Raw genomic sequence first — 24,991 nt, 5'->3', positions numbered from 1 at the left:
GCTCACACGCGGGAGCGGCCCAGGTTAGGCATTGGTGTCAGGCGGCGCTGAACAGCTTGTGCGGATCCATGACGAATTTCTTCGGCACGCCGGCATCGAACTCGTGGTAGCCCTTGGGTGCGTCGTCCAGGCTGATCACCTCGACGCCGACCACTTCGGCGATGTTGATCCGATCCCACATGATCGCCTGCATCAACTGGCGGTTGTACTTCATCACCGGGGTCTGGCCGGTGTGGAAGCTGTGCGACTTGGCCCAGCCGAGGCCGAAGCGGATGTTCAGGCTGCCATGCTTGGCGGCCTTATTGACCGCACCCGGGTCTTCGGTGACGTAGAGGCCGGGAATCCCGATCTTGCCGGCGACCCGTACCACGCCCATCAGCGAGTTGAGCACGGTGGCCGGAGCCTCGTGCTGCACCCCTTCGTGACCATGGCCGCGGGCCTCGAAACCCACCGCGTCGACGGCGCAATCGACTTCCGGCTCACCGAGCAGGGCGGCGATCTGTTCGTGCAGCGGGGTGTCCAGCGACAGGTCGGCGATCTCGAAGCCCTGGGCCTTGGCATGCACCAGGCGCACCGGGTTGACGTCGCCGACGATGACCACGGCGGCGCCGAGCAGGCGCGCGGAGGCCGCAGCGGCCAGGCCGACCGGGCCGGCACCGGCGATGTATACCGTGCTGCCCGGGCCGACGCCGGCGGTGATCGCGCCGTGGTAACCGGTCGGCAGAATGTCGGACAGGCAGGTCAGGTCGCGGATCTTCTCCATCGCCTTGTCGCGATTCGGCAACTTCAGCAGGTTGAAGTCGGCGTAGGGCACCATGGCGTATTCGGCCTGGCCGCCGGTCCAGTCGCCCATGTCGACGTAACCGTAGGCGCCGCCGGGACGGGCCGGGTTGACCGACAGACAGACCCCGGTGTGTTGCTCCTTGCAGCTGCGGCAGCGGCCGCAGGCGACGTTGAACGGCACCGAGACCAGGTCGCCGATCTGCAGGTTCTCGACGTCGCGGCCCTTCTCGATCACCTCGCCGGTGATCTCGTGGCCCAGCACCAGGCCGGTTTGGGCGGTGGTGCGGCCGCGCACCATGTGCTGGTCGGAGCCGCAGATGTTGGTGGAGACCACGCGCAGGATCACCGCGTGCTCGATTTTCTTGCCGCGCGGATCCTGCATTTTTGGATAGTCGATCTTCTGTACTTCGACCTTGCCTGCGCCGAGATAGACGACACCACGATTACCGGACATTGGATGTTCTCCTTTGTTTTTATAAACATTGCTGTTGTGAATACAAAGGCGCGGCCAACGGCCACGCGGCCTTGCACTGGAGCTTTTGCGTCTGTTGCGGGTGGAGTCCTAGGACTGCGGCCACCTGTAGCCCGGATGCAACCCGGGCTACGACCTGGCTTTGCTTATGCGTGCAGCACCACGGTGCGATTGGCGTTGAGGAATACCCGCCGCTCGATATGCAGATCCACCGCCTTGGCCAGGGTCAGGCATTCGATGTCGCGGCCCTTGGCGACCAGGTCCTCGGGGTAGTGGGCATGGTCCACCGATTCCACGCCCTGGGCGATGATCGGCCCCTCGTCCAGATCGTTGTTGATGTAGTGGGCGGTGGCGCCGACCAGCTTGACGCCCTTCTGGTACGCCTGGTGGTAGGGCTTGGCGCCCTTGAAACCGGGCAGCAGCGAGTGGTGGATATTGATCGCCCAGCCGTCCAGCTTGCGGCACAGCTCCGGCGAGAGCACCTGCATATAGCGGGCGAGCACCACCAGTTCGGCGCCTGTGTCCTCGATCACCTGCAGCACCTGGCGCTCCTGCGCCGGCTTGTCGTTGGGGTCGAGGGGGAAGTGGTGATAGGGGATGCCGTGCCAGTCGGCCAACGGCTGCAGATCCGGGTGATTGGACACCACCGCCACCACGTCCATGGCCAACTGGCCGATGCGCTGGCGATAGAGCAGGTCGTTCAGGCAATGGTCGGACTTGGACACCATCAACAGCACCTTGACCCGGTAGCCGGGCGGGGTCAGTTCGATCTGCATCTGGAACGGCGCCAGGCGCTCGACCAGGCCGGCGCGAAAGGCCGGCTCGTCGAAGCCGTCGGGCTGGCGGAACTCGACGCGAATGAAGAAACGCGAGGACAGCCGGTCATCGAACGAATGGTGCTCGGTGACGTAGCAGCGCTGCTCGAACAGGAAGCGCGTCACCGCATCCACGGTGCCGAGCACGCTCGGGCAGTGGGCGGTGAGAATCCAGGTGTCGGGGGTGCGGCTCATGATGAAGCTCCCGGTGGTCGATGCCGTTGCCGGCAGCTGTGGCAGCGGCCAAGACCGCTGCCACAGGACGAGGCACGCTGTCAGGCCTTGACCGCCAGGCCGAACTCGGCGCTGGCATCCTGCAGCCACAGCCAGATGTAATCGGAGAAACTGCGGCGCACCAGCAGCTCCCAGGTCTCTTCGCCGGTGCGGCGAATCACCAGCTGAGTCTTGGCGAAGGTAGTGCCGACCGCCTTGCCGACCGGGAAGTTGCGCGGATGCACGTCGTAGGTCGACGACTTCATCAGCAGCTCGCGGACTTTCGGCCCGCTCAGTTCGAGGATGGTCTGCCCGCCGCTGACGTTGACCACCTGGTGGTGCTGGTCGGCCAGCGCTTGGCGCAGGCTCTTTTCGGCGGCGAACTCTTCGCCGCTCGGCACGATCAGCAGCCACTCGTCCGGGCCCAGCCACTGCAGCGAGGTCTCACCCTTGACCACCAGGCCCAACGCGCCCGGCAGTTCCAGGCCGGTGGCCTTGTGCACGGCGCCGGCAAAGGCGGCGTCATGGCCAGCGCCGCGCAGGGTCAGGTGACCCAGCAGTTTTCTCTCGCGCAGGCTGATGCCCGCGCTGCTCTTGCCCTTGCCCACCAGCTCATGCAGGCCGGCGTGAAACAGCGGGGACTCGGCGTGCGCCGCATCGGGGCGCTGCTTGTAAACGTTTACTGTGCTCATGTTGTTCCGCCTGTCGTAGGTACGTCAGCGCTAATTCGTGGCTCGCCAGGCTCCAGCCTGCTGGGGGCTGGCGAGCGGTCGTGGTCTCAGACGTTCTGCTGTTCGCCTTTCGGGTCGAAGAACACCGACGGGACTATCTCGGCCTCGATCAGGGTGCCGTCTGCCAGCGGGGCGAAAACCTTCTCGCCCATGCGCTTCAAGCCGCCCTTGACCAGGGCCAGGGCGAAGCTGTAGCCCATGCTGGTACTGAAGTAGCTGGAGGTCACGTGGCCGACCATGCTCATCGGCACCGCCTGCTTGGCGTCGAACACCAGCTGTGCGCCTTCCGGCAGCACCGCGCGGCTGTTGACCGGCTTGAGGCCGACCAGCTGCTTGCGGTTGTCCTTGACGCAGTCTTCACGGTTCATCCCGCGCCAGCCGATCCAGGAGAAAGGTTTAGTGCGACCGACGCACCAACCCATGTTCAGATCGTCCGGGGTCACCGAACCGTCGGTCTCCTGACCGACGATGATGAAGCCCTTCTCGGCCCGCAGCACGTGCATGGTTTCGGTGCCGTAGGGGGTCAGGTTGTACTTCTTGCCGGCCTCGGCGATCTTTTCCAGAACGCCCATGGCGTAGTCGGCCTGCACGTTGACCTCGTAGCTCAGCTCGCCGGTGAAGGAGATGCGGAACACCCGCGCCGGCACGCCGCCGACCTTGCCTTCCTTCCAGGTCATGAACGGGAAGGCGTCCTTGCCCAGGTCGATGTCGGTCACTTCCGCCAGCAGCTTGCGGCTGTTGGGACCGGACAGGGTCAGGGTCGCCCAGTGGTCGGTGACCGAGGTGAAGTACACCTTGAGCTCCGGCCATTCGGTCTGGTGATAGATTTCCAGCCACTGCATGACCCGTGCGGCGCCGCCGGTGGTGGTGGTCATCAGGAAGTGGTTATCGGCCAGACAGGCGGTCACGCCGTCGTCGAAGACCATGCCGTCTTCCTTGCACATCAGGCCGTAACGGGCCTTGCCCACGTCCAGCTTGGTCCAGGCATTGGTGTAGACGCGGTTGAGGAATTCGCGTGCATCCGGGCCCTGGATGTCGATCTTGCCCAGGGTCGAGGCATCGAGCAGGCCGACGCTGTCGCGTACCGCCTTGCACTCGCGGCCGACCGCGGCGTGCAGGTCTTCGCCGGCCTTGGGGAAGTACCAGGGACGCTTCCACTGACCGACGTCCTCGAACTCGGCACCGTTTTTCAGGTGCCAGCTGTGCAGCGCGGTGTAGCGCACCGGGTCGAACAGGGCGCCGCAGTTGCGCCCGGCCACGGCGCCGAAGGTCACCGGGGTGTAGTTCGGACGGAACATGGTGGTGCCCATCTGCGCGATGCTGATGCCCATGGAGCGGGCGGCGATGGCCAGACCGTTGATGTTGCCCAGCTTGCCCTGATCGGTGCCGAAGCCCAGCGCGGTGTAGCGCTTGACGTGCTCGACCGACTCGAAGCCCTCGCGGGTGGCCAGTTCGATACCGGCCGCGGTGACGTCGTTCTGCTGGTCGACGAATTGCTTCGGCGCCCGAGCGGTCGGCTTCTCGTGCGGCACCTGGAACAGCGCGATGCTCGGCTCTTCGTGACGGCCGAAGACTTTCGGCAGCTCGCCGGCGACCGGCTTGAAGCCCGCCTCGGTGGCGGCCTTGACGCCGGCTTCGAAGCCGTCGGCCAGCACATCGCCGAGGGCGAACACGCCGTTCATGGCACCGGCGCAGACGCGCTGCTGGAAACCTTCGCCCGGCACGAAACCGAGGATGTCTTCGCGCCACACCGGCTTGCCGCCCAGGTGCGAGGCCAGGTGCACCACCGGGCTGTAACCGCCGGAGCTGGCGACCAGGTCGCACTCCAGCCATTCGCCGGGGCTGGTGACTGTGTGCGCCTGCGGATCGATGGCGGCGACGCGCGCCGCGCTGACGCGCTTGCTGCCACGCACTTCGATCACCGCACTGCCGGTCAGGACGCGCAGGCCCTTGGCCCGTGCTTCCTCGACCCAGGCGCCCTTGGGATTGGAACGGGCGTCGGCGATGGCGACCACCTTGATCCCGGCTTCCAGACAGTCCAGGGCGACGCGGTAGGCGTAATCGTTGGTGGTCGACAGCACCAGCTGCTTGCCGGGGGCCACGCCGTAACGGCGCACGTAGGTGGACACCGCGCCGGCCAGCATGTTGCCGGGCACGTCGTTGTTGCCATACACCAGCGGCCGCTCGTGGGCGCCGGCGGCCAGCACCACGCGCTTGGCGCGTACCCGGTGCAGGCGTTGCCGCACCTGACCCAGCGGCGCGGCGTCGCCGAGGTGATCGGTGCGCCGCTCGTGGATGGTGAGGAAGTTGTGGTCGTGGTAACCGTGCACGGTCGAGCGCGGCAACAGGATTACTTCGGGCATCTTCTGCAGTTCGCCGATGGCCTTGGCCACCCAGTCGGCGGCCGGCTTGCCGTCGAGGCTTTCGCGGCTGTCGAGCAGATGCCCGCCGAACTCTTCCTGCTCGTCGGCCAGGATCACCCGCGCCCCGCTACGCCCGGCAGCCAATGCGGCGGCCAGACCGGCGGCGCCGCCACCGACCACCAGCACGTCGCAGTGCTGGTTCAGGTAGTCGTAGCTGTCCGGATCGTTTTCCTTCGGCGCGCGGCCCAGGCCGGCCGCCTTACGGATGTACTTCTCGTAGGTCAGCCAGAGGTTCTGCGGGTACATGAAGGTCTTGTAGTAGAAGCCGGGCGGCATCATGCCGCCGCCGACCTTGCCGAGAATGCCCATCAGGTCGGTGTTGACGTTCGGCCAGCCGTTCACGCTGTTGGCCACCAGGCCGCTGTACAGGGCCTGCTGGGTGGCGCGCACGTTGGGGATCTGGGTCGCTTCGCTGGCGCCGATCTGCAGCACCGCGTTGGGCTCCTCGGCGCCGGCGGCAACGATGCCGCGCGGACGCGAGTACTTGAAGCTGCGGCCGACGACGTCGACGCCGTTGGCCAGCAACGCGGCGGCCAGGGTGTCGCCGCTGAAACCCTGATAGCTTTCACCGTTGAAGGTGAAGGTCAAAGGCTGGTTGCGGTTGATCCGGCCACCCTTGCTCAGGCGATTGATCTGACTCATGCCTTTTCTCCTGCCGCACGGCTGGGCTGCTGCGCACTGTTCGGCTTAGCGGTCACGCTCGGCTTCTCGCCAATCTTGTAGGTTTCGAAAATTTCGTAGCTGATGGTGTCGCGGGTGGCATTGAAGTACTGCCGGCAACCGGCCGCGTGGATCCACAGCTCGTGGTGGATGCCGCGCGGGTTGTCGCGGAAGAACAGGTACTCGCCCCACTCCGCATCGGTGCAGGCATTCGGATCGAGCGGGCGCGGGATGTGCGCCTGGCCGGCCGAGTGGAATTCCTCTTCGGAGCGCAGCTCGCCACAATGGGGACAGAAGATGTTCAGCATGTCGGATTTCTCCTGTTAGTGGGCGACGCCGGCAGCGCCGTGCTCGTCGATCAGGGCGCCGTTGTAGAAACGGTCCATGGCGAAGGGTTTGGCCAGTTCATGCATCTCGCCTTTGGCCAGGCTGGCGGCGAACACGTGACCGGAACCCGGGGTGGCCTTGAAGCCGCCGGTGCCCCAACCGCAGTTGAAGAACAGGTTCTGCACCGGGGTCTTGCTGATGATCGGGCAGGCGTCCGGCGTGGTGTCGACGATGCCGCCCCACTGGCGGTTCATCCGTACCCGCGAGAGCACCGGGAACAGCTCGACGATGGCCTGCAGGGTGTGTTCGATGGTCGGGTAGGAGCCGCGCTGGCCGTAGCCGACGTAACCGTCGATGCCGGCACCGATGACCAGGTCGCCCTTGTCCGACTGGCTGATATAGCCGTGCACGGCGTTGGACATGATCACGCTGTCGATGATCGGTTTGATCGGCTCGGACACCAGCGCCTGCAGCGGGTGCGACTCGATCGGCAGGCGGAAGCCGGCGAGCTTGGCCATGTGCCCGGAGTTACCGGCGGTGACCACGCCGACGCGCTTGCCGCCGATGAAGCCCTTGTTGGTTTCCACGCCGATGACCACGCCGTTTTCCTTGCGGAAGCCGGTTACCTCGGTCTGCTGGATCAGGTCGACGCCCAGGGCGTCGGCGGCGCGGGCATAGCCCCAGGCCACGGCATCGTGACGGGCGACGCCGCCGCGCCGTTGCAGGGAAGCGCCCATCACCGGGTAGCGGGTGTTCTTGCTGCAATCCATGAACGGGATCAGTTCCTCGACCTGCTTGGCATTGAGCACCTCGCCGTCGATGCCGTTGAGGCGGTTGGCACTCACCCGGCGCTCGATGTCGCGCATGTCCTGCAGGGTGTGACCGAGGTTGAACACGCCGCGCTGGGAGAACATCACGTTGTAGTTGATGTCCTGCGACAGGCCTTCCCACAGTTTCATGGCGTGCTCGTAGAGCTGAGCCGACTCGTCCCACAGGTAGTTGGAACGCACGATGGTGGTGTTGCGCGCGGTGTTGCCGCCGCCCAGCCAGCCCTTCTCGACCACCGCGACGTTCTTCACGCCGAATTCCTTGGCCAGGTAATAGGCCGTGGCCAGGCCGTGGCCGCCGCCGCCGACGATGATCACGTCGTAGACCGGCTTGGGCGTCGGGTTGCGCCACATGCGCTGCCAGTTTTCGTGGTGGCTGAAGGAGTGCTTGAGCAGGCCGAAGCCGGAATAACGTTGCATCAGTGGGTACTCCTGATACGAAAGACTAAGACCTTAGCGGTAAACCGGATAATCCGCGCACAGGCCGGCGGCCAGGGTGGCGACCTGCGCCTCGACGTCGGCATCGCCGAGGTGGTCGAGGATGTCGCAAATCCAGCCGGCCAGCTCGATGCTCTGCTGCTCCTTGAAGCCGCGGGTGGTGATCGCCGGGGTGCCGATACGCAGGCCCGAGGTGACGAACGGCGACTGCGGGTCGTTGGGCACGGAATTCTTGTTCACCGTGATGCCGGCACGGCCGAGGGCGGCGTCGGCGTCCTTGCCGGTCAGGCCCTGACGGATCAGGCTGACCAGGAACAGGTGGTTATCGGTACCACCGGAGACCACGTCATAGCCGCGCTCGATGAACACCTTGGCCATGGCCTGGGCGTTCTTGATCACCTGTTGCTGGTACTCCTTGAAGCTCGGCTCCAGGGCTTCCTTGAAGCACACCGCCTTGGCCGCGATCACGTGCATCAGCGGGCCGCCCTGGGCGCCGGGGAACACCGCGGCGTTGAGCTTCTTCTCGATCTCGGGATTGCTCTTGGCCAGGATCAGGCCGCCACGCGGACCGCGCAGGGTCTTGTGGGTGGTGGTGGTGACCACGTCGGCGTAGGGCAGCGGGTTGGGGTACAGGCCGGCGGCGACCAGGCCGGCGACGTGGGCCATGTCGACGAACAGCAGCGCACCGACCTTGTCGGCGATGGCGCGGAAACGCGGGAAATCCAGGGTCTTGGAGTAGGCGGAGAAGCCGGCGACGATCATCTTCGGCTGGCACTCGACGGCCAGGCGCTCGACTTCGTCGTAATCGATCAGCCCGGTGGCGGTGTCGATGCCGTACTGCACGGCGTTGTACAGCTTGCCGGAAGAGCTGACCTTGGAACCGTGGGTCAGGTGGCCGCCGTGGGCCAAGCTCATGCCCAGAATGGTGTCACCGGCGTTGAGCAGCGCCAGGTAGACCGCGCCGTTGGCCGAGGAGCCGGAGTGCGGCTGGACGTTGGCGAAGTCGGCGCCGAACAGTTGCTTGGCCCGGTCGATGGCCAACTGCTCGACCACGTCGACATGCTCGCAGCCGCCGTAGTAACGCTTGCCCGGATAGCCTTCGGCGTACTTGTTGGTCAGGCCGCTGCCCTGAGCTTCCATTACCCGCGGGCTGGTGTAGTTCTCCGAGGCGATCAGCTCGATGTGATGCTCCTGACGCGCCTCTTCGGCGTTGATCGCCGCCAGCAGTTCGTCGTCGTAGCCCTGGATTTGGTCTTGTTTGCTGAACATCGCTGATCTCCTGCGGCGCCACGCTGTGGCGCCTTTGTGTCGGAATCGGGGTCGGAATCGGGGCTTGGCCCTTGTGCAATCGATGGTATGACTCGCCCTGCACGGCCAGATGCCTATGCACGCCACGGGAGGTTGCGTTTGCGACATGCGCGTCGGCGACTTGCCGCTATGGGGAATCCGTTTCAGCGTAGCCAGTATTCGCGCAGCGCTACGAGCAGCAGAAAGTGCCCGGGATAGAACAGATAGGCCCAGCGGCGTACCGGCGCAATGCGGATCTGCAGCGGCTGGCGCAACAGCCAGAGACCGAACAGCGGCGCCAGCGCGCAGCTGAGCAGCACCGCCCAGGCAAAGGGCTCGCCGCGCGCCGCTGCGGCATAGAAGGGTGGCCAGTAGTTGGCGATCAGGCTCAGCAGCAGCGGCCAGAGCCAGGCCGGATGGGGCCGGCTCAAGGCGTAGACGAAGGCCGCCGGCAACAAGGCCCCGGCGAGGCCGAACATCAGCCAGGGATGAGCGACCACGGCGAGCAGCAGGGCGCCCACGGCCAGCCAGCGCGCCTGGCCAGGGGGCTGCTGCACGCCGTGGGCGATCAGCAGGCCGAGGATCAGGGTCGGCAGCACATTGAGCGATTGCGGCGCCTGCACCAGCAACCGATACGGCCACTCGGCCAGCAGCGCAAACCCCAGCAGCAGGCCGAGGTAGCGCAGCGGCAGTGGCCTGCGCGGATCCGCCGAGGGACGTGCCAGGTTGGCGGCGATGGCCAGGCAGAACAGCGGGAAGGCCAGGCGACCGGGAATATACAGGGCGTACAGCGGCGGCCAGACATGCCGCAGGTGATCGACCAGCATGCTCAGCAGCGCCAGCCACTTGAGCAGATCCAGCGCGGCATCGCGCGGGCGGCTGGCCTGGGCGGGGGACGGGGTCGGCATGGCGGCGCTCATCGGTCGGCATTCAGGCGAAGGTACCCCATATGGCGTGGCATGGCCGCACGACTTGCGCGAATCCTGGCCCGCACAGCGCCTGGAATGAACAAGATGTCGCCGCGGCGTGCCCCCGCGCTTGACGCAGGGGGTAAAGTAGCGGCACGCGCCGATGACCAAACAATAAGGAACGTGCCATGTCCGACTCATCGCAACAGTTCGCCAGCGACAACTATGCCGGCATCTGCCCGGAAGCCTGGGCCGCCATGGCCGAGGCCAACCACGGCCACGAGCGCGCCTACGGCGACGACCAGTGGACGGTGCGCGCCGCCGATCATTTTCGCCAATTGTTCGAAACCGACTGCGAGGTGTTCTTCGCCTTCAACGGCACCGCGGCCAACTCGCTGGCCCTGGCCTCCCTGTGCCAGAGCTACCACAGCGTGATCTGCTCGGAAACCGCCCACGTCGAGACCGACGAATGCGGCGCCCCGGAGTTCTTCTCCAACGGCTCCAAACTGCTGCTGGCGCGTACCGAAAACGGCAAGCTGACCCCGGCGGCGATCCGCGAGATCGCCCTCAAGCGCCAGGACATCCACTACCCGAAACCGCGGGTGGTGACGCTGACCCAGGCCAGCGAGGTCGGCACCGTCTATCGCCCCGAAGAAGTCCGCGCGATCAGCGCCACCTGCCGCGAACTGGGCCTCAACCTGCACATGGATGGCGCACGCTTTTCCAACGCCTGCGCCTTTCTCGGTTGCTCGCCGGCCGAGCTGACCTGGCAGGCCGGGGTCGACGTGCTCTGCTTCGGCGGCACCAAGAACGGCATGGCGGTGGGCGAGGCGATCCTGTTCTTCAACAAGGCCCTGGCCGAGGACTTCGACTACCGCTGCAAGCAGGCCGGCCAGCTCGCCTCGAAGATGCGCTACCTGTCCGCGCCCTGGGTCGGCCTGCTGCAGAGCGACGCCTGGCTGAAATACGCCCGCCATGCCAACCGCTGCGCGCGCCTGCTCGCGGAGCTGGTCGGCGACGTGCCGGGCGTCAGTCTGATGTTTCCGGTGGAGGCCAACGGCGTGTTCCTGCAACTGTCCGAACCGGCCATCGATGCTTTGCGCGCCAAGGGCTGGCGCTTCTACACCTTTATCGGTGCCGGTGGCGCACGTTTCATGTGCTCCTGGGATACCGAAGAGGCGCGGGTGCGCGAGCTGGCGGCGGACATCCGCCAGGCGATGCAGGCGGGCTGAGCGGACGCCCCGGCCCACTCCGATAACCCGGCTGGCGCTGCGTCGCGGCGGGAGTCAACGACATGGCTGGCGTACTGAAGGGTGCACGCGCCCAGCCATACCCTCAGCCAGCAGCGTGGCGAACGCCTCGGCGGTAACCGCCCGGCTAAAATAAAACCCCTGGCCTTCTTCGCACCGATGGGCCTGCAGGAAGACCAGCTGTTCCCGGGTTTCCACGCCCTCGGCAATGACCCGCAGCTTGAGGCTATTACCCATGCCGATGATAGCGCTGACAATGGCGGCATCATTCTCATCGGTGCCGATGTCGCGCACGAACGACTGGTCGATTTTCAGTACGTCGACCGGAAACCGCCGAAGATAACTCAGGCTGGAATAGCCGGTGCCGAAGTCATCGATGGCCAGCCGTACGCCCATGTCCTTGAGCGCCTGAAAGACCGAGAGCGTCGACTCGACATCCTGAATGAGAACGCCCTCGGTGATTTCCAGCTCGAGGGCGTGCGGTGCCAACTGGGTTTCCTCCAATACCGCGCGAATGCCCTGGAGGAAGCCCCGCTGACGGAAGTCGAGGGCGGAGATATTGACCGCCATGGACAGCGGCGGCAGATGGGCATCCCGCCACACCCGGGCCTGCCGACAGGCTTCGCGCAGCACCCACTGGCTGAGCGGCACGATCAGGCCACTGTCCTCGGCAATCGGGATGAACTCAGCCGGGGAGATCATTCCTCGCTCGGGGTGCTGCCAGCGGATAAGCGCCTCGGCGCCGGTAATAGCGCCGGTCTGAAGATTCAGCTTCGGCTGGTAATGCAGGACAAACTCGTGCCGCGCCAGCGCCTGCCGCAGCCCAATTTCGATGGATTGCTGCGCGCGCGCGCACTGGTTCATGTCCGGTTTGAAAAAACGGAAATCATCGCGGCCATTTTCCTTGGCATTGTGCATCGCCGCTTCCGCTTTACTGATCAAGCTCTCCGCATCCTCGCCGTCATCCGGGTAGGTGCCGATCCCCAGACTCGCGGTGACGCTGAGATCGTGCCCCGCAATGCATTGCGGCACCCTGAGTGCCGCGAGCAGCTTCTGCGCAATGCCGATGCTCTGTTGCGGGTGGGTCACATCCGTCAGCAACAGCACGAATTCATCCGCCCCGTGGCGAAAAACCGAATCCGATTGGCGCACGGTCGCGACCAAGCGCCCGGCAACCGTCTTGAGCAATGCATCGCCGATGGGGTGGCCCATGCCGTTGTTGATGCGCTTGAAACGATCCAGGCCGAGGAACATCACCGCGAGCTGTTTGCGCTGACGCCGGGCGATGGCGATTGCCTGGGTCAGCCGATCCTGGAGCAGGGCGGCATTGGGCAACTCGGTGAGAGCGTCGTACTGCAGCAAATGGGACATGTTCAGCAGTTCCAGTGCGCGATCCTCAACGACTTGCTCCAGGTTGCTCATTTTTATGGCCGCATCTTGGGCCATCTGCCATTTCACGGTCAGCGCGCTGGCCATTTGGCGGATCTCGATGCTGTCGAAGGGCTTCTTCAGGATCAGCAGCCGGTCACCCAGGTCGAGGCGCTCGGCCATTTGCTCCCAGGAATAGTCGGAATAGGCGGTGCAGAGGGCGACCTGCAGCCGCGGATCGACCTGCCAGAGACGTTCGAGGGTCTCGACACCGTCCCATCCGGGGGGCATGCGCATGTCGATGAACGCCATGGCATAGGGTCTGTTCTGCTCCAGTGCGGCCATGACCATGGCCAGCGCTTCCTGGCCCTGATACGCGGAATCGAGCGCGAAGGCTTGACGCACCGGGACGCTATCGCCGAACAGGGCCGCCTCGACCGAGTTCAGGGCCGCTTCGCTGTTCAGGCCCGCGCCGAGAATTTTCTGGAAATCCTGGTGAATCGCTGGGTTGTCGTCGATCAGCAGGATGCGCCGGTTGCCGGTATTCGCGGATCTACTCACGCCAAGCCTCCGAAGGCTCTTGCGGTATGCCGCTGGCCGCACCCGCAGCGACACGCTGCGCGCTCGGTACGATGCGGCCCTGGCGCAGCAATTCGCCGGCGCGCCGGTTGTCCACCGCCTCGCTGAAGAAGAAGCCCTGGCCCTGCGTGGTGGAGCCCGTCGACATCAGCAGCGCTCGCTGCTCCTGGGTCTCCACGCCTTCGGCGACTATGCCGATACCGAGTTCGCGGGCGAAGTTGATGATGGCGCGGATGGTTGTGGCGCTGTCCGGATCTTCGGTAGCCGCATTGATGAAGGACTGGGCGATCTTCAGGTGGTTGACCCGATAAGTCTTGAGGTAGTCGAACGACGAATACTCGGTGCCGAAATCGTCGATGGCGATCTTCACGCCCAGCTCGCGCAGCTGTGGCAGCACGTCGCTGCGCGTCCACTTGGTCTGCGCCAGGGTGGCTTCGGTCACGTCGAACTCCAGGTCGGACGGCGCCAGCCCCCATTTGCCGAGGGTGTCGGCGACATCCCGTACCAGTTCGTCGCCGCTCTTGATCTGCGCGAGCGACAGGTTGACCGTAATCACCGGGGGCGCCATGCCCTTGTCGCGCCACAGGCGCATCTGCCGACACGCGTGTTCGAGCACCCAATGGCCGAGAGCCACTATGGTGCCGGTCTTTTCGGCAATGGGGATAAAGGCATCGGCGCCGAGCAGGCCTTGCTCCGGGTGGTTCCAGCGCGCCAACGCCTCCATGCCGAGGATTCTGCCGGACGCCAGTTCGACCTCTGGCAGGTAATACAGCTCCAGCTCGTCCCGCTCGATTGCCCTGCGCAGATCATTGGCCAGGGTTACCCGGTCGAGCACCTGTTGGTCGAGATCCTCGGAATGGAAGTGGTACTGGTTGCGCCCCTCGTCCTTGGAGCGGTAGAGCGCCAGGTCGGCCTGCGCCAGCATGGCATCCGCATTGGCGCTCGAGGGCGAATAGGGGCAGATGCCGATGCTGGCGGAAATGCGCACCTGGTTGCCGTTGAGCGAGTAGGGCAGCGCCAGGCTGGTCTGCAGCTTGGCCGCCAGGGCGCCGGCGTTGGCCGGCTCGGCCATGTCCATCTGCAGGATGGCGAACTCGTCGCCGCCGAGCCGGGCGAGCACATCGCTGGCGCGCGTACAGCGCTTGATGCGCTCGGACACTTGCTGCAGCAGCAGGTCGCCGACCGGGTGGCCCAGGGTGTCATTGACCTGCTTGAAGTGGTCGAGATCCAGGTAAAAGATCGCAAACGGGGTCGCCCCGCGCTGGCAGGCGGCAAAGGCTTGGCCCAGGCGTTCGCTAAAGGTCGCGCGGTTGGCCAGGCCGGTGAGTCCGTCGGTGCGGGCCAGCAGGGCGATTTTCTCCTCCGCCAGCTTGCGCTCGGTGATGTCGAGGATGATCCCTTCGATCTCGAACAGCCGGCCCTCCTTGTTGCGCACCGGGATATAGCGGTTCTCGACCCAGCGGTAGGCGCCATCGCCAGTGCGCAGGCGAAACTCGATCGAGGCGCCTTGCGCGTCCCTCTCCAGCACCCGCGCCATCGCCGCGTCGACCATGGCCTGGTCGTCGGGATGGATCAGCTCCTGCGCCCAGTTCGGCGATGCCAGCAGTTGCGCGGCGTCGTGGCCGAATTTAGTGATGTTGTGCGAGATATACATCAGCGGGAACGAAGGTTCGCCGCGCAGGCGGTAGAGGATGGTCGGGCTGTTCTGGACGATGATGTTGGCGTCGGACAGCTCCTGGGTGCGCGCCTCGACCGCTTGCTCCAGGTTGCTCATTCTCAACTCTGCGTCCCGGGTCATCTGCCACTTCACGGTCAGCGCGCTGGCCATTTGGCGGATCTCGATGGTGTCGAAGGGTTTCTTCAGGATCAGCAGCCGGTCACCCAGGTCGAGGCGCTCGGCCATTTGCTCCCAGGAATAATCGGAATGGGCGGTGCAGAGGGCGACCTGCAGCTGCGGGTCGACCTGCCACAGGCGCTCGATGGTCTCGAGGCCGTCCCAGCCGGGCGGCATGCGCATATCGATGAACGCCATGGCATAGGCTCTGTTCTGCTCCAGCGCGGCGATGACCAGGGCCAGGGCCTCCTGGCCCTGGTAGGCGGAGTCGAGCTCGAAGGCTTGGCGCTGCACCTGGGCGTCGCCGAACAGGGCCGCCTCGGCAGAGGCCAGGGCGGCTTCGCGGTCGAGACCCGTGCCGAGAATCTTGCAAAAGTCCTGGTGGATCGCCGGCGTGTCATCGACCACCAGGATGCGGCGGTTGCCGCTGTTGGACGGCCGGTTCATGCGAGCACCTCCAGGGGGGTAAGCGGCAGTTCGAGGGTGAAGGTCGCACCCAGGCCGACACCGTCACTCTGCGCCAGCAGCGATCCACCCAGCTCCTTGGCTGCCAGCGCGCCGCTGTGTAGGCCAAAGCCGTGTCCGCCCTTGCGGGTAGTGAAGCCATGATTGAAGATCCGCGTCAGGTTCTCCGCTGCAATTCCGGCGCCGTTGTCAGTGACCGACAGCCGGACTCGGCCATCAGCGCTGGTCAGGCGCAACGTCAAGCGCTTGTCGGTGCGCTCGGAGTCGTCGCAGGCGTGTCTGGCGTTGCTCACCAGGTTCACCAGGATCTGTAGAACCTTGTGCTTGTCGAGCATGATCGGCGGCACCGCGTCGATTTCGCGGATGACCTCCACGCCGTGACGGCTCAACGAACTCAGGTTCATGCGCAGGCTGTCTTCCAGCAATTCCCTGACATCGACGCTCTCTTCGACGCCGGACTCGCTGGCGAAGGATTGTTGCATCGCCACGATCTCCTTGATGTGGTCGATATTCTGGCGCAGGAACTCCAGCTCCTTGACGCTCGCCTCCTGATCGGCCTGCAGGTATTCGGCGAGTTGGCTCAGATAGGCCGGCAGCAGCCGGCCGCGGGGATCGCTACTGAGGTAAGTTCCGAGGTCGAGTTGGTGTTCTTGCAACAGGGCGACGGCCTTGAGCAGGCCCGAAACCTTGGATTTGCTGATGCTGTCCGCCACCAGCGTGGCGGAGACGTTGACGCTGTTGAGCACGTTGCCGACGTTATGCAGCACACCGGTGGCCACTTCCGCCATGCCCGCCTTGCGCGAAGCCTCGAGCAACTGCTTGTGCAGTTGTTCCAGTTGCTCGGTGCGCTCCTTGACGCGCTGTTCCAAATCGTCGTGGGCAATCTGCAGCGCCTCTTCCGCCTTGGCGAGCGCGGCGAAGTTGGCCGCTTGATCCGCGCGCCAGCGGTGCAACTTGCTCCAGACCAATAGCCAGGTGACTAACAACAAGACGATGGAAGCCATTGTCGCGCTGACAAAGAAAATCGCCTGGCGGCGCTTGTCGCGCTGGCTCGCGGCGAGGTGTTGCTGAATATCTTGCACGAGCCGAATGATCCCCTCGGCATAGATCAGTTTCTGCGCCTCATAGGCTTCGCTAAACAACACCTGTTTCGCTTGGTCGTGCTGTCCGGCCCGAACCAGCGCGAAGGCCTGATTCTCCATGGCCACTAATTTCAGATTGGCGGCGTCCGTCTGCGCGCTCGCCTCGGCGCTTTCGGACTGACGCGTGAGCTGCAGTGTTGTCTTGATGGCGGCATCCAGTTGCGGCTCGGACTGGCGGTAGCGCCGCTCCCACTGCAGGTCGCCCGTGGTGGCCGCCATGCGGGCGGACATGCTGAGCACCTCATCCAGGTGAACGATGCGTCCGCTCAGCTCCTGGAGGCGCAAATCGCGCAGTTGCACCGTGGTGACACTGCGCAACGAGTCGAACGCGAACCCTAGCATGGCGAGCAATACCACGACCGAGAGCAACAAGCCGCCGGCCAGCCAGGGAAGCGGAAACGGAGTCCCGGTGTCGGCTCCCGGGCGGCTCATGCTTTGCGCTGCACGCAGCCTGTCTTTTCGGCCAGCCGTGGCAGACGGCGATTCTTGCGGGCTGTTTTCTCTCTCGGGCAGCAGGTGCATGCGGGCTTCCTTTCCGGTTGACATGGTCGTTGCTGCACGCCGGCAGCCTGGTTTGAGCTTTAGCTGTGGCACGAACCGCAGAGGTTCTGCGAGACCGGCAGCACCTCGCTCAGGCTTGCCGGCGGCGTGCGCAATGGTTGGAAGCAGTTGATTTCGATGGGCGATAGACGCATGTCGGTATCCCTTCCCGCAGGCATGTTTGCAGATGAAGCCTTGCTGCAGAGCGGCGCTCCATGGGCGACGTCAGGTCAACGGCTCCAACGGCAGTGTAGACACTGTATTGAGGCTGGCAACGGACGGATCTTGCCGCCCCCTCTCCCGCGCTTGCCTATACTCAGAAACACCCCGCGTCCGGAGGTCGCCATGCCCAACTACTCGGTCGAAGCCATACGCACGATCGCCCTGGTCGGTCAGGCCGACAGCGGCAAGACCACCCTGACCGAGGCGCTGCTGCAGCGCAGCGGCGCCATCGCCAGCATGGGCACGCTGGAGCGCGGCGACACGGTCTGCGATTTCGACCCGCTGGAGCGCGAATACCGCCACTCCCTGGCCTCGGCGCTGGCCCATTGCAGCCACGCCGGCGCCGAGCTCAACCTGATCGACACCCCCGGTTATCCCGACTTCATCGGCCAGGCCATCGCCGCCCTGGCGGCGGTGGAAACCGCGCTGGTGGTGGTCAACGCGCAGAGCGGCATCGAACTCAGCACCCATCGGATGATGGGCCTGGCCGGCGAGCGCGGGCTGTGCCGCTTGCTGGTGGTGAACAAGATCGACGCCGAGCGGGTCGACCTGCCCGGCTTGCTCGCCGACCTGCGCGAGGCGTTCGGCAAGCAGGTGCTGCCGCTTAACCTGCCGGCCGCCGGCGCCAGCCAGGTGGTCGACTGCTTCTTCAATCCGGCTGGCGAAGCCGACTTCTCCTCGGTGGCAGAAGCGCATCAGGCCCTGGTCGACCAGGTGGTCGAGGTCGACGAGGCGCTGATGGCGCGCTACCTCGAGCAGGGCGAGATCGACCCTCATGAGCTGCACGCACCCTTCGAGCGTGCCCTGCGCGAGGGCCACCTGATTCCCCTGTGTTTCGTCTCGGCGCGCAGCGGCGCCGGGGTCGGCGAACTGCTGGAGATCCTCGCGCGGCTGGCACCCAGCCCGAACGAGGGTAACCCGCCGCTGTTCTTCAAGGGCGCAGGCGCCGCGGCCAAGCCTTTTCGCTCCCTCCCCGACCCGCAACGGCATGTGCTGGCGCATGTATTCAAGGTGATGATCGACCCCTTCGTCGGCAAACTCGGCATCTTCCGCGTGCACCAGGGCACGCTGCAGCGCGACATGCAGCTGCTGCTCGGCGAGGCCAAGAAACCGTTCAAGGTCGGCCACCTGCTGCGCCTGCAGGGCAAGCGCTACGACGAGGTGACCCAGCTGATCCCCGGCGATTTCGGCGCCGTGAGCAAGATCGAGGAGATCGAGTTCGACGCGGTGCTGCACGACTCCCATGACGAGGATCAGATCCACCTCAAGCCGCTGGCCTTTCCGGAACCGATGCAAGGCCTGGCTATCGAGGCCAAACGGCGTGGCGACGAACAGCGCATCGCCGAGGTGCTGCACCGTCTGCTCGCCGAAGACCCCTGCGTGAAACTCGATTACCAGGCCGACACCCAGGAGACCGTACTGCGCGGCATGGGCGAACTGCACCTGCGCTACCTGCTCGACCGCCTGACCAGCAGCTACAAACTCGAGGTACAGACCCAGCCGCCGCGCGTGCCCTACCGCGAGACCATCACCCGCACGGCCGAGGGCCACTGCCGGCACAAGAAGCAGAGCGGCGGCGCCGGCCAGTTCGGCGAGGTGTTCTTGCGGGTCGAACCCCTGCCGCGCGGCAGCGGCTTCAGTTTTGTCGACACGGTGAAAGGCGGAGTGATCCCGTCGCAGTTCATCCCCTCGGTGGAGAAAGGCGTGCGCTCGGTGCTGCAACGCGGGCCGCTGGCCGGCTATCCGGTCGAAGACCTGCAAGTCACTGTGTATGACGGCAAGAGCCATTCGGTCGACTCCAAGGACATCGCCTTCCAGGCCGCCGGACGCAAGGCCATGCTCGACGCCCTGAAGGCGGCCGGCGCTATCGTCCTGGAACCGATCGCCAGCATCGCCATCAGCACCCCCGAAGGCAAACTCGGCGACATCACCAGCGACCTGACCGGCCGCCGTGGCCAGGTGCTCGGCAGCGAGTCGCTGGCCCAGGGCATGGTGCAGATCCATGGCCAGGTGCCCATCGCCGAACTGGACGACTATGGCGGCCGCCTCAAGTCGATCACCGCCGGCCAGGGCGGTTTCAACCTGCAGCACAGCCACTACAGCGCGGTGCCGGCTGACGTCCAGCAACGCCTGGCCGGTGCCTACAAGGCCGTGCAGGAAGAGGATTGAGCCGCGGCGCGGGCAGCGCAAACGGCGCCGTACTTGGCAACCAGCCGCTGCCGCAGGCCAAGGGCAACGCTCGGCCCGTGGCGCCCATCCACGCTGGGCGGTGGACAAAAACAGCGCGGCTCAACGAAGAATATCCAGGCGAACTCGCTTCAACCGCCTGACCCCGGCGCGAGCCGAAAGCGTACCTGCGGAGCCATTAACCCCCTATGAGCAGCCTGTCGCGTTTGCTTGACGCATATCCGATGGCGCTTGGGCTACCACCGGCGAAGCTGTTGTGCCGAACTGCAAGGTTGAACCTGCGCGCCCTGACCGTCGCCTTGCTGGTGGCGCTGGCGGGCTGCGCTACGTCAGAGCGCACCAGCGACCCGCCGCCGGTTCTGATCGCGCAGAGCACCTGGCGGCAGGTCGACAGGGACTTGCTCGTCGCGTCGCGAGCGGCGACCGGGCCGGCCGAAAACTACGCCCGCGAGAGGATGGCGAGCTGGCGGATTCTCGTCCAGCAGCACACCGAGGCAGAGTTCATTCCGTGGTTTACCAGCTACTGGACTCGGCAATGGCTGACCATGAAGGTGGCTTGGTACAAGCTGAGCACCGGGAAAGAGACAGAGCCGGTCGAAAATCGACTGGCCATCTATCTGCAGAAGCAATACCACGGTCGCGTGTTGAGTCCCGTCGCCAAGCAAATCGATCCCGACGTGGTCATGCAGCAGGCGACGAAAACCTACGTCCAGCTCCTGGGCCAGCAACTTCAGGGCATTTCGCAGCGCTACGGCATACCTCGGGAGCAATTCGACCGGCGCCTCAAGGACATTCCAGCGATTGCGCTGACGTCTCCCGCCGTCCACCGCGCCTCGCTCTACCAGATTGTCCGCGCCGATCCGCTCGACCGGCTGCCGGCTTATGTGGCCCTGATCGATCGGCTCCGCAATGCCGAAGGTGGCGTTGAAAGAGGCTCGTCGGAGGCAGGCATATCGTCCTTGGCGCAGCGGACTAGCGAAAAACTGGCGGCCGATCTCGCCACCAGCGGCGCCGCAAGCGCGGTTTCAGCGGTGGTGGGCCGGGCAGCCGGTATGATGATTTCCCTGGGCGTGGCGGGGTTCACTGCCATCGCCCGCGAGAACGAACGGCCGGCGCTGGAAGCGCAACTGCGGGGAAACCTCAACGCGGCCTTTGACGAAGAGTGGCTTAGCCTGATGGAGAACCCCGCCACCGGGGTGCTGGCAGGCGTCTACCACATAGCGGGACAGCTCGAAGTTAGTCTTGCCGAAGCCGCTACACGGCCGGCCAAGTTCGAAGCGCTGCCGCGAGGCGTTCCCCGGCCAGGCGAACAACCGCAACGAGGCGGAGAAGCTGGCTACGATGCCCCTCCCGGCTACCCGCGCACGAATCGATAGGCTGAGCGAGAAGCGCGTGCAGTTATAGGTCGATAGGGGGCTGCGTTTTCGCGTCGAGCGCAAAGCATGCATGCTTCGGTTTGTGCCGGATTGTGCGCCTGGCGGCCGTTCGGGTTGATCGTCGAGTTCAAGCCCGACCGCTATACTCTGATCTGCCGAGCGAGCGCCAACGGCATCATCGGCACTGATCGGGATCGGCTCAAGCCGAGCGCTGAGCAGACCGTGGCGCGGATGGCCGGGCAGTGAGTCCAGTGCTTGGCCTTGGATGCCCGGGTAAGAACGCCCAGGGATCGGCGTCGGCAAAGGATGACTACTGAGCATGAAGAACAGCGAAGCAATTTATCGAGAAGCCCTGGAGCAGTTGCAGCAGCTGATCAGACAGGCCACCGCGCAGGGTGTGGACGAGGCCCATGCCGCCGCGCTGGCCACGGCGGATCGCTATGCCCAGCCGTCCGTGCGCATGGTCTATATCGCCGCCGTCGAGGAGGCGGGGCTGCTGTTCTTCGCCAATACCGAGAGCGGCAAGGGCCAGCAGCTCATCGACAATCCACGCGCGTCCTTGTGTTTCTTCTGGCGCGAGCTGCAGGAACAGGTGACGCTCGAAGGCGAGGTTATCCGGCAATCCATCGAAACCGCGGACAACTATTGGCGCAAGCGGGCCCGCGAGGCTCAATTGGCGGCCTGGGTGCTTCCGCAGGGGAGTCCTGTGACAGAAAAGGGCGAATCGCGTCGACAGGTGCGCCAGCTTGAACAGGCCCTGGGTTTCGAACCGGTGCCACGCAGTCCAAACTGGTGCGCTTTCCGTCTTCAGCCTGAGCGGATCGAGTTCTGGCCGTCCGGCTGGCAGCGCATGCGTGAGCGCGTCAGGTATCTGAAAGATGCGGATGGATTGTGGTCTGAGGAGGTGCTTAGCCCTTGAGCCGCCCTGCGAGAAAGGCGTCCTGATCGGTAACCGATGCAGGACGTCTTGCACAGCGGTGACTCATGCGCTTGGTCGGCCACGGACGGATAAACGCGTTACTCGCTCCGCCGCCGATCCAGCGGCAGCGGAGCGCTGAGGGTTGGCGTCGATCAAGCCATCAATAGTCGATGGTCACGTCGTTCTGGGGCACGCTACAGCAGGACAGGATATAACCTTCGGCAATATCCTCGTCGGTGATCCCGCCGTTATGTTCCATGCTCACCTCGCCAGCGGTTTTCATTACCTTGCAGGTACCGCAGATGCCCATGCCGCAGGCCTTGGGGATGTGCAGGCCGAGCTTGGCCGCGGCGGTGTGTACGGTTTCGCCCGGATCGATGCGAATACTCTTGCCGGTGGCGGCGAAGGCCACCTGGTGCTGATCGGCGAGCGGTACAGGCGGTGCATCGGCGGCTTCGGCGGCCAGTTCCTTGACCTCGGCGCGAACCTCCGGCGGCGTCGCGCCGAAGGACTCCTCGTGGTAGCGCGCCATGTCGAAACCGTTTTTCTCGAGCAGGTGCTTGATCGCACTCATGTAGGGCGTCGGCCCGCAGCAGAAGACTTCCCGCTCCATGAAGTCCGGGGCGATCAACTCCAGCATTTTCTGGTTCAGATAGCCGCGATAGCCGGCCCAGGGCTCGCCCAGACCAAACTTCTCGCAGATGATGTGCAGGTTGAAGTTGCTGATCCGCGAGGCCATGTGCTCCAGCTCGCGGTGGTAGATGATGTCTTTCGGCGAACGGGCACTGTGCACGAAGACCATGTCGACATTGCCGTTGGTGTCGAAGAACCAGCGGGCCATCGACATCACCGGGGTAATGCCGACGCCGCCGCTGAGGTAGAGCACCTTCTCCGCCGGAAAGTCCATCGCGTTGAACAGCCCGACCGGGCCATGCACCGCCAGCTCCTGGCCTTCCTGCAGGTTGTCGTGCAGCCAGTTGGAAACCTTGCCGCCGGGCACCCGCTTGATGGTGATGGAGAAGCTGTAGGGCACCGACGGTGAGCTGGCGATGGTGTACGAACGCATGATCGGCTGCCCGTCGATCTCCAGCTCCAGGGTGACGAACTGACCCGGTTTGAAGAAGAACAGCACCGGTTGTTCGGCCATGAAGCAGAAGGTGCGCACGTCCCAGGTTTCCTGGATTACCTTGACGCAGCGCATCAGGTGGCGACCGTTGCTCCAGGTCTGAGTAGTAACGGGATTGAGGAAGTCGTTCGACATGGTCGGATCTCTCGCGCGCAGCGGCCTGACGTCGGCCTGTTGCAGTGGATTGTGCGCAACGGCCCACCCACTCATTTATCCGTGAGCGACATTTACATGCTTATCGCGACCTGCCGCCTGGGGCGTGGCTTGTCGTGTCGGAAACGGATGTGGCCATGTCGCCCATGGATAAGGTTTGTGGCGCATCCATCGCCACACTCGAATCCAGCCGAAGCAAACGGATAAGAGCATCCGAGCCTAAATCCCACGCGAGAATCGCCATTCGGCAGGCGACTTGCGCAGAGGCAGTCATGCTGTCTTGTGTAATAACCGAAACAGCCACTTTTTGCGGCGCTCGCACGGCGAGCCGCCATTGAGGAGTTACCGATGGACGTCACTTCCACCCTGAGTCTGGGTGACCCCCTGGCGCCGGCACGCAAGGCGACCGCCGAGATGCTGCAGAGCCGCGAGCGCACCTTCTCGTTGCCGCAGCCGTTTTACAGCGACGAGCGTCTGTTCCAGATCGACATGCAGGAGATCTTCCACAAGGAATGGCTGATCGCCGGCATGACCTGCGAGATTCCGGCCAAGGGTAACTACCTGACCCTGCAGATCGGCGATAACCCGATCATCGTCATCCGCGGCGCCGAAGGCGTGGTGCATGCCTTTCACAACGTCTGTCGTCATCGCGGTTCGCGTTTATGCACCAGCGACAAGGGCAAAGTGGCCAAGCTGGTCTGCCCCTACCATCAGTGGACCTATGAAATTGATGGCCGCTTGCTGTTCGCCGGCACCGAGATGGGCGCCGACTTCGATATGAAGGAATACGGGCTCAAACCGGTTAACTGCAAAACTGCCGGCGGCTACATCTTCATCTCTCTGGCCGAAAATCCGCCAGAGATCGATGACTTCCTCGCCACCCTGGCTCATTACATGGAGCCTTACGACATGGAGAACACCAAGGTGGCGGTGCAGTCCACCTTGATGGAAAAGGCCAACTGGAAGCTGGTGCTGGAGAATAATCGCGAGTGCTACCACTGCAACGGTGCCCACCCGGAGTTGCTCAATACCCTGCTGGAGTGGGACGACGTCACCGACCCCCGCGCCAGTCAGGCGTTCAAGGATCACGTCGCCGACTCCGCGGCCAAGTGGGACGCCGAAAAAATCCCCTATGCCCACGCCAGCTTCGGCCTGCGCAACCGTATCGTGCGCATGCCGCTGCTCAAGGGCACGGTATCCATGACCATGGATGGCAAGCAAGGCAGCCAGAAACTCATGGGCCGGATCCAGAACCCGGATCTCGGCTCGATGCGCATCCTGCACCTGCCGCACTCGTGGAACCACTGCATGGGCGATCACATCATCGTCTTCACCGTCTGGCCGATCAGCGCCCAGGAAACCATGGTCACCACTAAGTGGCTGGTGCACAAGGATGCGGTGGAGGGCGTCGACTACGACGTTGCTCGCCTGCGTCAGGTGTGGGACGCGACCAATGCCCAGGATCGCCGTCTGGCCGAAGAGAATCAGCGTGGCATCAACTCCACCGCCTACCAGCCGGGCCCGTACTCGAAGACCTACGAGTTCGGTGTGGTCAACTTTATCGACTGGTACAGCGAGCGCCTGCTCAACAACCTCGGCGCCGCACCGACGGCCTACCTGCGTCAGGTCAATGACTGACTGTTACTGCCAGCCCGCATTGTGCGGGCTGGCGCACTGCTGGAGGTTGCCGGATGTCAATTGGTCTGGGGCTGGTCATTCTGCTGGCTTTATATAGTGGCTTCGCCAGTCGGCGCCTGTCTCAGGATTGCCCCTCTCGCCGCTGAGCGATGATTTGGCAACTGCCGCAGTAATGTTGTGTCGGGCGAGGCGTTCAATATCTCATTTCAATATATAGAAGGCGGCCATTGCGTAAGGACTTGAGCCTGGCGTGGGCCGTGCATTGCAGTGCGAGTGGAAAGGGTTGGCCAATAACTTCGAATAAAGGC

General features: G+C 64.5%; 18 protein-coding genes. 6 read left to right on the top strand and 12 right to left on the bottom strand.

Annotated elements, in window-relative coordinates:
* Positions 1-37: 37 nt before the first annotated feature.
* The 8 genes from fdhA to P8H27_RS07795 form a co-directional block, all read right to left on the bottom strand.
* Positions 38-1,237: a formaldehyde dehydrogenase, glutathione-independent gene (gene fdhA, locus P8H27_RS07830; protein WP_289636558.1), complete on the bottom strand. Its 1,200-nt coding sequence runs from the start codon at positions 1,235-1,237 to the stop codon at positions 38-40.
* A gap of 164 nt (positions 1,238-1,401) precedes the next feature.
* Positions 1,402-2,265, bottom strand: a complete 864-nt coding sequence (gene purU, locus P8H27_RS07825; protein ID WP_289636556.1) for a formyltetrahydrofolate deformylase — start codon at positions 2,263-2,265, stop codon at positions 1,402-1,404.
* 80 nt (positions 2,266-2,345) lie between these two features.
* The gene (locus tag P8H27_RS07820) at positions 2,346-2,975 is read right to left on the bottom strand and encodes a sarcosine oxidase subunit gamma (RefSeq protein WP_289636555.1); all 630 of its coding nucleotides are present in this window, start codon (positions 2,973-2,975) and stop codon (positions 2,346-2,348) included.
* Between the two features lie 86 nt (positions 2,976-3,061).
* Positions 3,062-6,079 carry a sarcosine oxidase subunit alpha gene (locus P8H27_RS07815; RefSeq protein ID WP_289636554.1) on the bottom strand — a complete coding sequence of 1,006 codons (3,018 nt, stop codon included), beginning with the start codon at positions 6,077-6,079 and terminating at the stop codon, positions 3,062-3,064.
* The gene (locus tag P8H27_RS07810; RefSeq protein ID WP_289636553.1) at positions 6,076-6,405 is read right to left on the bottom strand and encodes a sarcosine oxidase subunit delta; all 330 of its coding nucleotides are present in this window, start codon (positions 6,403-6,405) and stop codon (positions 6,076-6,078) included. The genes P8H27_RS07815 and P8H27_RS07810 overlap by 4 nt, the downstream gene beginning before the upstream one ends.
* Positions 6,406-6,420: 15 nt before the next feature.
* Positions 6,421-7,671: a sarcosine oxidase subunit beta family protein gene (locus P8H27_RS07805; RefSeq protein ID WP_289636551.1), complete on the bottom strand. Its 1,251-nt coding sequence runs from the start codon at positions 7,669-7,671 to the stop codon at positions 6,421-6,423.
* Between the two features lie 33 nt (positions 7,672-7,704).
* Positions 7,705-8,958 (bottom strand): serine hydroxymethyltransferase, encoded by a 1,254-nt coding sequence (gene glyA, locus P8H27_RS07800; RefSeq protein ID WP_289636550.1) that lies wholly within the window; start codon positions 8,956-8,958, stop codon positions 7,705-7,707.
* A 182-nt stretch (positions 8,959-9,140) separates the two neighbouring features.
* Positions 9,141-9,884, bottom strand: coding sequence for a TraX family protein (locus P8H27_RS07795; RefSeq protein ID WP_289636548.1), 744 nt, complete (start codon positions 9,882-9,884; stop codon positions 9,141-9,143).
* Between the two features lie 188 nt (positions 9,885-10,072).
* Here P8H27_RS07795 and P8H27_RS07790 point away from each other — a divergent pair, with 188 nt between their 5' ends.
* Positions 10,073-11,116: a low specificity L-threonine aldolase gene (locus tag P8H27_RS07790; RefSeq protein ID WP_289636547.1), complete on the top strand. Its 1,044-nt coding sequence runs from the start codon at positions 10,073-10,075 to the stop codon at positions 11,114-11,116.
* Positions 11,117-11,170: 54 nt separating this feature from the next.
* Here the strand turns inward: P8H27_RS07790 and P8H27_RS07785 are convergent, their stop codons facing one another.
* Genes P8H27_RS07785 through P8H27_RS07775 form a run of 3 tightly spaced genes read right to left on the bottom strand, consistent with a single transcriptional unit; the run spans position 11,171 to position 17,044 of the window.
* The gene (locus tag P8H27_RS07785) at positions 11,171-13,063 is read right to left on the bottom strand and encodes a bifunctional diguanylate cyclase/phosphodiesterase (RefSeq protein ID WP_289636546.1); all 1,893 of its coding nucleotides are present in this window, start codon (positions 13,061-13,063) and stop codon (positions 11,171-11,173) included.
* Positions 13,056-15,362 carry an EAL domain-containing protein gene (locus tag P8H27_RS07780; protein WP_289636545.1) on the bottom strand — a complete coding sequence of 769 codons (2,307 nt, stop codon included), beginning with the start codon at positions 15,360-15,362 and terminating at the stop codon, positions 13,056-13,058. Before P8H27_RS07780 ends, P8H27_RS07785 begins: the two co-directional genes overlap by 8 nt.
* Positions 15,359-17,044, bottom strand: a complete 1,686-nt coding sequence (locus tag P8H27_RS07775; RefSeq protein WP_289636544.1) for a sensor histidine kinase — start codon at positions 17,042-17,044, stop codon at positions 15,359-15,361. Before P8H27_RS07775 ends, P8H27_RS07780 begins: the two co-directional genes overlap by 4 nt.
* Positions 17,045-17,407: 363 nt before the next feature.
* On the opposite strand from P8H27_RS07775, the gene fusA reads away from it, so the two are divergent.
* From fusA to P8H27_RS07755, 4 genes are all read left to right on the top strand, one after another.
* Positions 17,408-19,453 (top strand): elongation factor G, encoded by a 2,046-nt coding sequence (gene fusA, locus P8H27_RS07770; protein ID WP_289636543.1) that lies wholly within the window; start codon positions 17,408-17,410, stop codon positions 19,451-19,453.
* A 206-nt stretch (positions 19,454-19,659) separates the two neighbouring features.
* Positions 19,660-20,847 carry a hypothetical protein gene (locus P8H27_RS07765; protein WP_289636542.1) on the top strand — a complete coding sequence of 396 codons (1,188 nt, stop codon included), beginning with the start codon at positions 19,660-19,662 and terminating at the stop codon, positions 20,845-20,847.
* 66 nt (positions 20,848-20,913) lie between these two features.
* Complete coding sequence (locus P8H27_RS07760) at positions 20,914-21,093, top strand: hypothetical protein (RefSeq protein WP_289636540.1); 180 nt, start codon at positions 20,914-20,916, stop codon at positions 21,091-21,093.
* A 73-nt stretch (positions 21,094-21,166) separates the two neighbouring features.
* Positions 21,167-21,766, top strand: coding sequence for a pyridoxal 5'-phosphate synthase (locus tag P8H27_RS07755; RefSeq protein WP_289636539.1), 600 nt, complete (start codon positions 21,167-21,169; stop codon positions 21,764-21,766).
* Positions 21,767-21,926: 160 nt separating this feature from the next.
* Here P8H27_RS07755 and gbcB read toward each other — a convergent pair whose 3' ends face one another.
* Positions 21,927-23,027 carry a glycine-betaine demethylase subunit GbcB gene (gene gbcB / locus P8H27_RS07750; protein WP_289636537.1) on the bottom strand — a complete coding sequence of 367 codons (1,101 nt, stop codon included), beginning with the start codon at positions 23,025-23,027 and terminating at the stop codon, positions 21,927-21,929.
* A 366-nt stretch (positions 23,028-23,393) separates the two neighbouring features.
* On the opposite strand from gbcB, the gene gbcA reads away from it, so the two are divergent.
* Complete coding sequence (gene gbcA, locus P8H27_RS07745; protein ID WP_289636536.1) at positions 23,394-24,683, top strand: glycine-betaine demethylase subunit GbcA; 1,290 nt, start codon at positions 23,394-23,396, stop codon at positions 24,681-24,683.
* Positions 24,684-24,991: the final 308 nt, after the last annotated feature.

Origin of the sequence: Pseudomonas sp. sp1636 (assembly GCF_030376615.1) — a bacterium.
Taxonomy (GTDB): Bacteria; Pseudomonadota; Gammaproteobacteria; order Pseudomonadales; family Pseudomonadaceae; genus Aquipseudomonas.
This window is presented reverse-complemented; position numbering and strand designations above follow the sequence as displayed.

Excerpts from the sequence above, each read along its gene's own strand:
- fdhA (WP_289636558.1), bottom strand. The coding sequence starts at position 1,237 with ATGTCCGGTAATCGTGGTGTCGTCTATCTCGGCGCAGGCAAGGTCGAA.
- purU (WP_289636556.1), bottom strand. The coding sequence starts at position 2,265 with ATGAGCCGCACCCCCGACACCTGGATTCTCACCGCCCACTGCCCGAGC.
- P8H27_RS07820 (WP_289636555.1), bottom strand. The coding sequence starts at position 2,975 with ATGAGCACAGTAAACGTTTACAAGCAGCGCCCCGATGCGGCGCACGCC.
- P8H27_RS07815 (WP_289636554.1), bottom strand. The coding sequence starts at position 6,079 with ATGAGTCAGATCAATCGCCTGAGCAAGGGTGGCCGGATCAACCGCAAC.
- P8H27_RS07810 (WP_289636553.1), bottom strand. The coding sequence starts at position 6,405 with ATGCTGAACATCTTCTGTCCCCATTGTGGCGAGCTGCGCTCCGAAGAG.
- P8H27_RS07805 (WP_289636551.1), bottom strand. The coding sequence starts at position 7,671 with ATGCAACGTTATTCCGGCTTCGGCCTGCTCAAGCACTCCTTCAGCCAC.
- glyA (WP_289636550.1), bottom strand. The coding sequence starts at position 8,958 with ATGTTCAGCAAACAAGACCAAATCCAGGGCTACGACGACGAACTGCTG.
- P8H27_RS07795 (WP_289636548.1), bottom strand. The coding sequence starts at position 9,884 with ATGCCGACCCCGTCCCCCGCCCAGGCCAGCCGCCCGCGCGATGCCGCG.
- P8H27_RS07790 (WP_289636547.1), top strand. The coding sequence starts at position 10,073 with ATGTCCGACTCATCGCAACAGTTCGCCAGCGACAACTATGCCGGCATC.
- P8H27_RS07780 (WP_289636545.1), bottom strand. The coding sequence starts at position 15,362 with ATGAACCGGCCGTCCAACAGCGGCAACCGCCGCATCCTGGTGGTCGAT.
- P8H27_RS07775 (WP_289636544.1), bottom strand. The coding sequence starts at position 17,044 with ATGCACCTGCTGCCCGAGAGAGAAAACAGCCCGCAAGAATCGCCGTCT.
- fusA (WP_289636543.1), top strand. The coding sequence starts at position 17,408 with ATGCCCAACTACTCGGTCGAAGCCATACGCACGATCGCCCTGGTCGGT.
- P8H27_RS07765 (WP_289636542.1), top strand. The coding sequence starts at position 19,660 with ATGAGCAGCCTGTCGCGTTTGCTTGACGCATATCCGATGGCGCTTGGG.
- P8H27_RS07760 (WP_289636540.1), top strand. The coding sequence starts at position 20,914 with ATGCATGCTTCGGTTTGTGCCGGATTGTGCGCCTGGCGGCCGTTCGGG.
- P8H27_RS07755 (WP_289636539.1), top strand. The coding sequence starts at position 21,167 with ATGAAGAACAGCGAAGCAATTTATCGAGAAGCCCTGGAGCAGTTGCAG.
- gbcB (WP_289636537.1), bottom strand. The coding sequence starts at position 23,027 with ATGTCGAACGACTTCCTCAATCCCGTTACTACTCAGACCTGGAGCAAC.
- gbcA (WP_289636536.1), top strand. The coding sequence starts at position 23,394 with ATGGACGTCACTTCCACCCTGAGTCTGGGTGACCCCCTGGCGCCGGCA.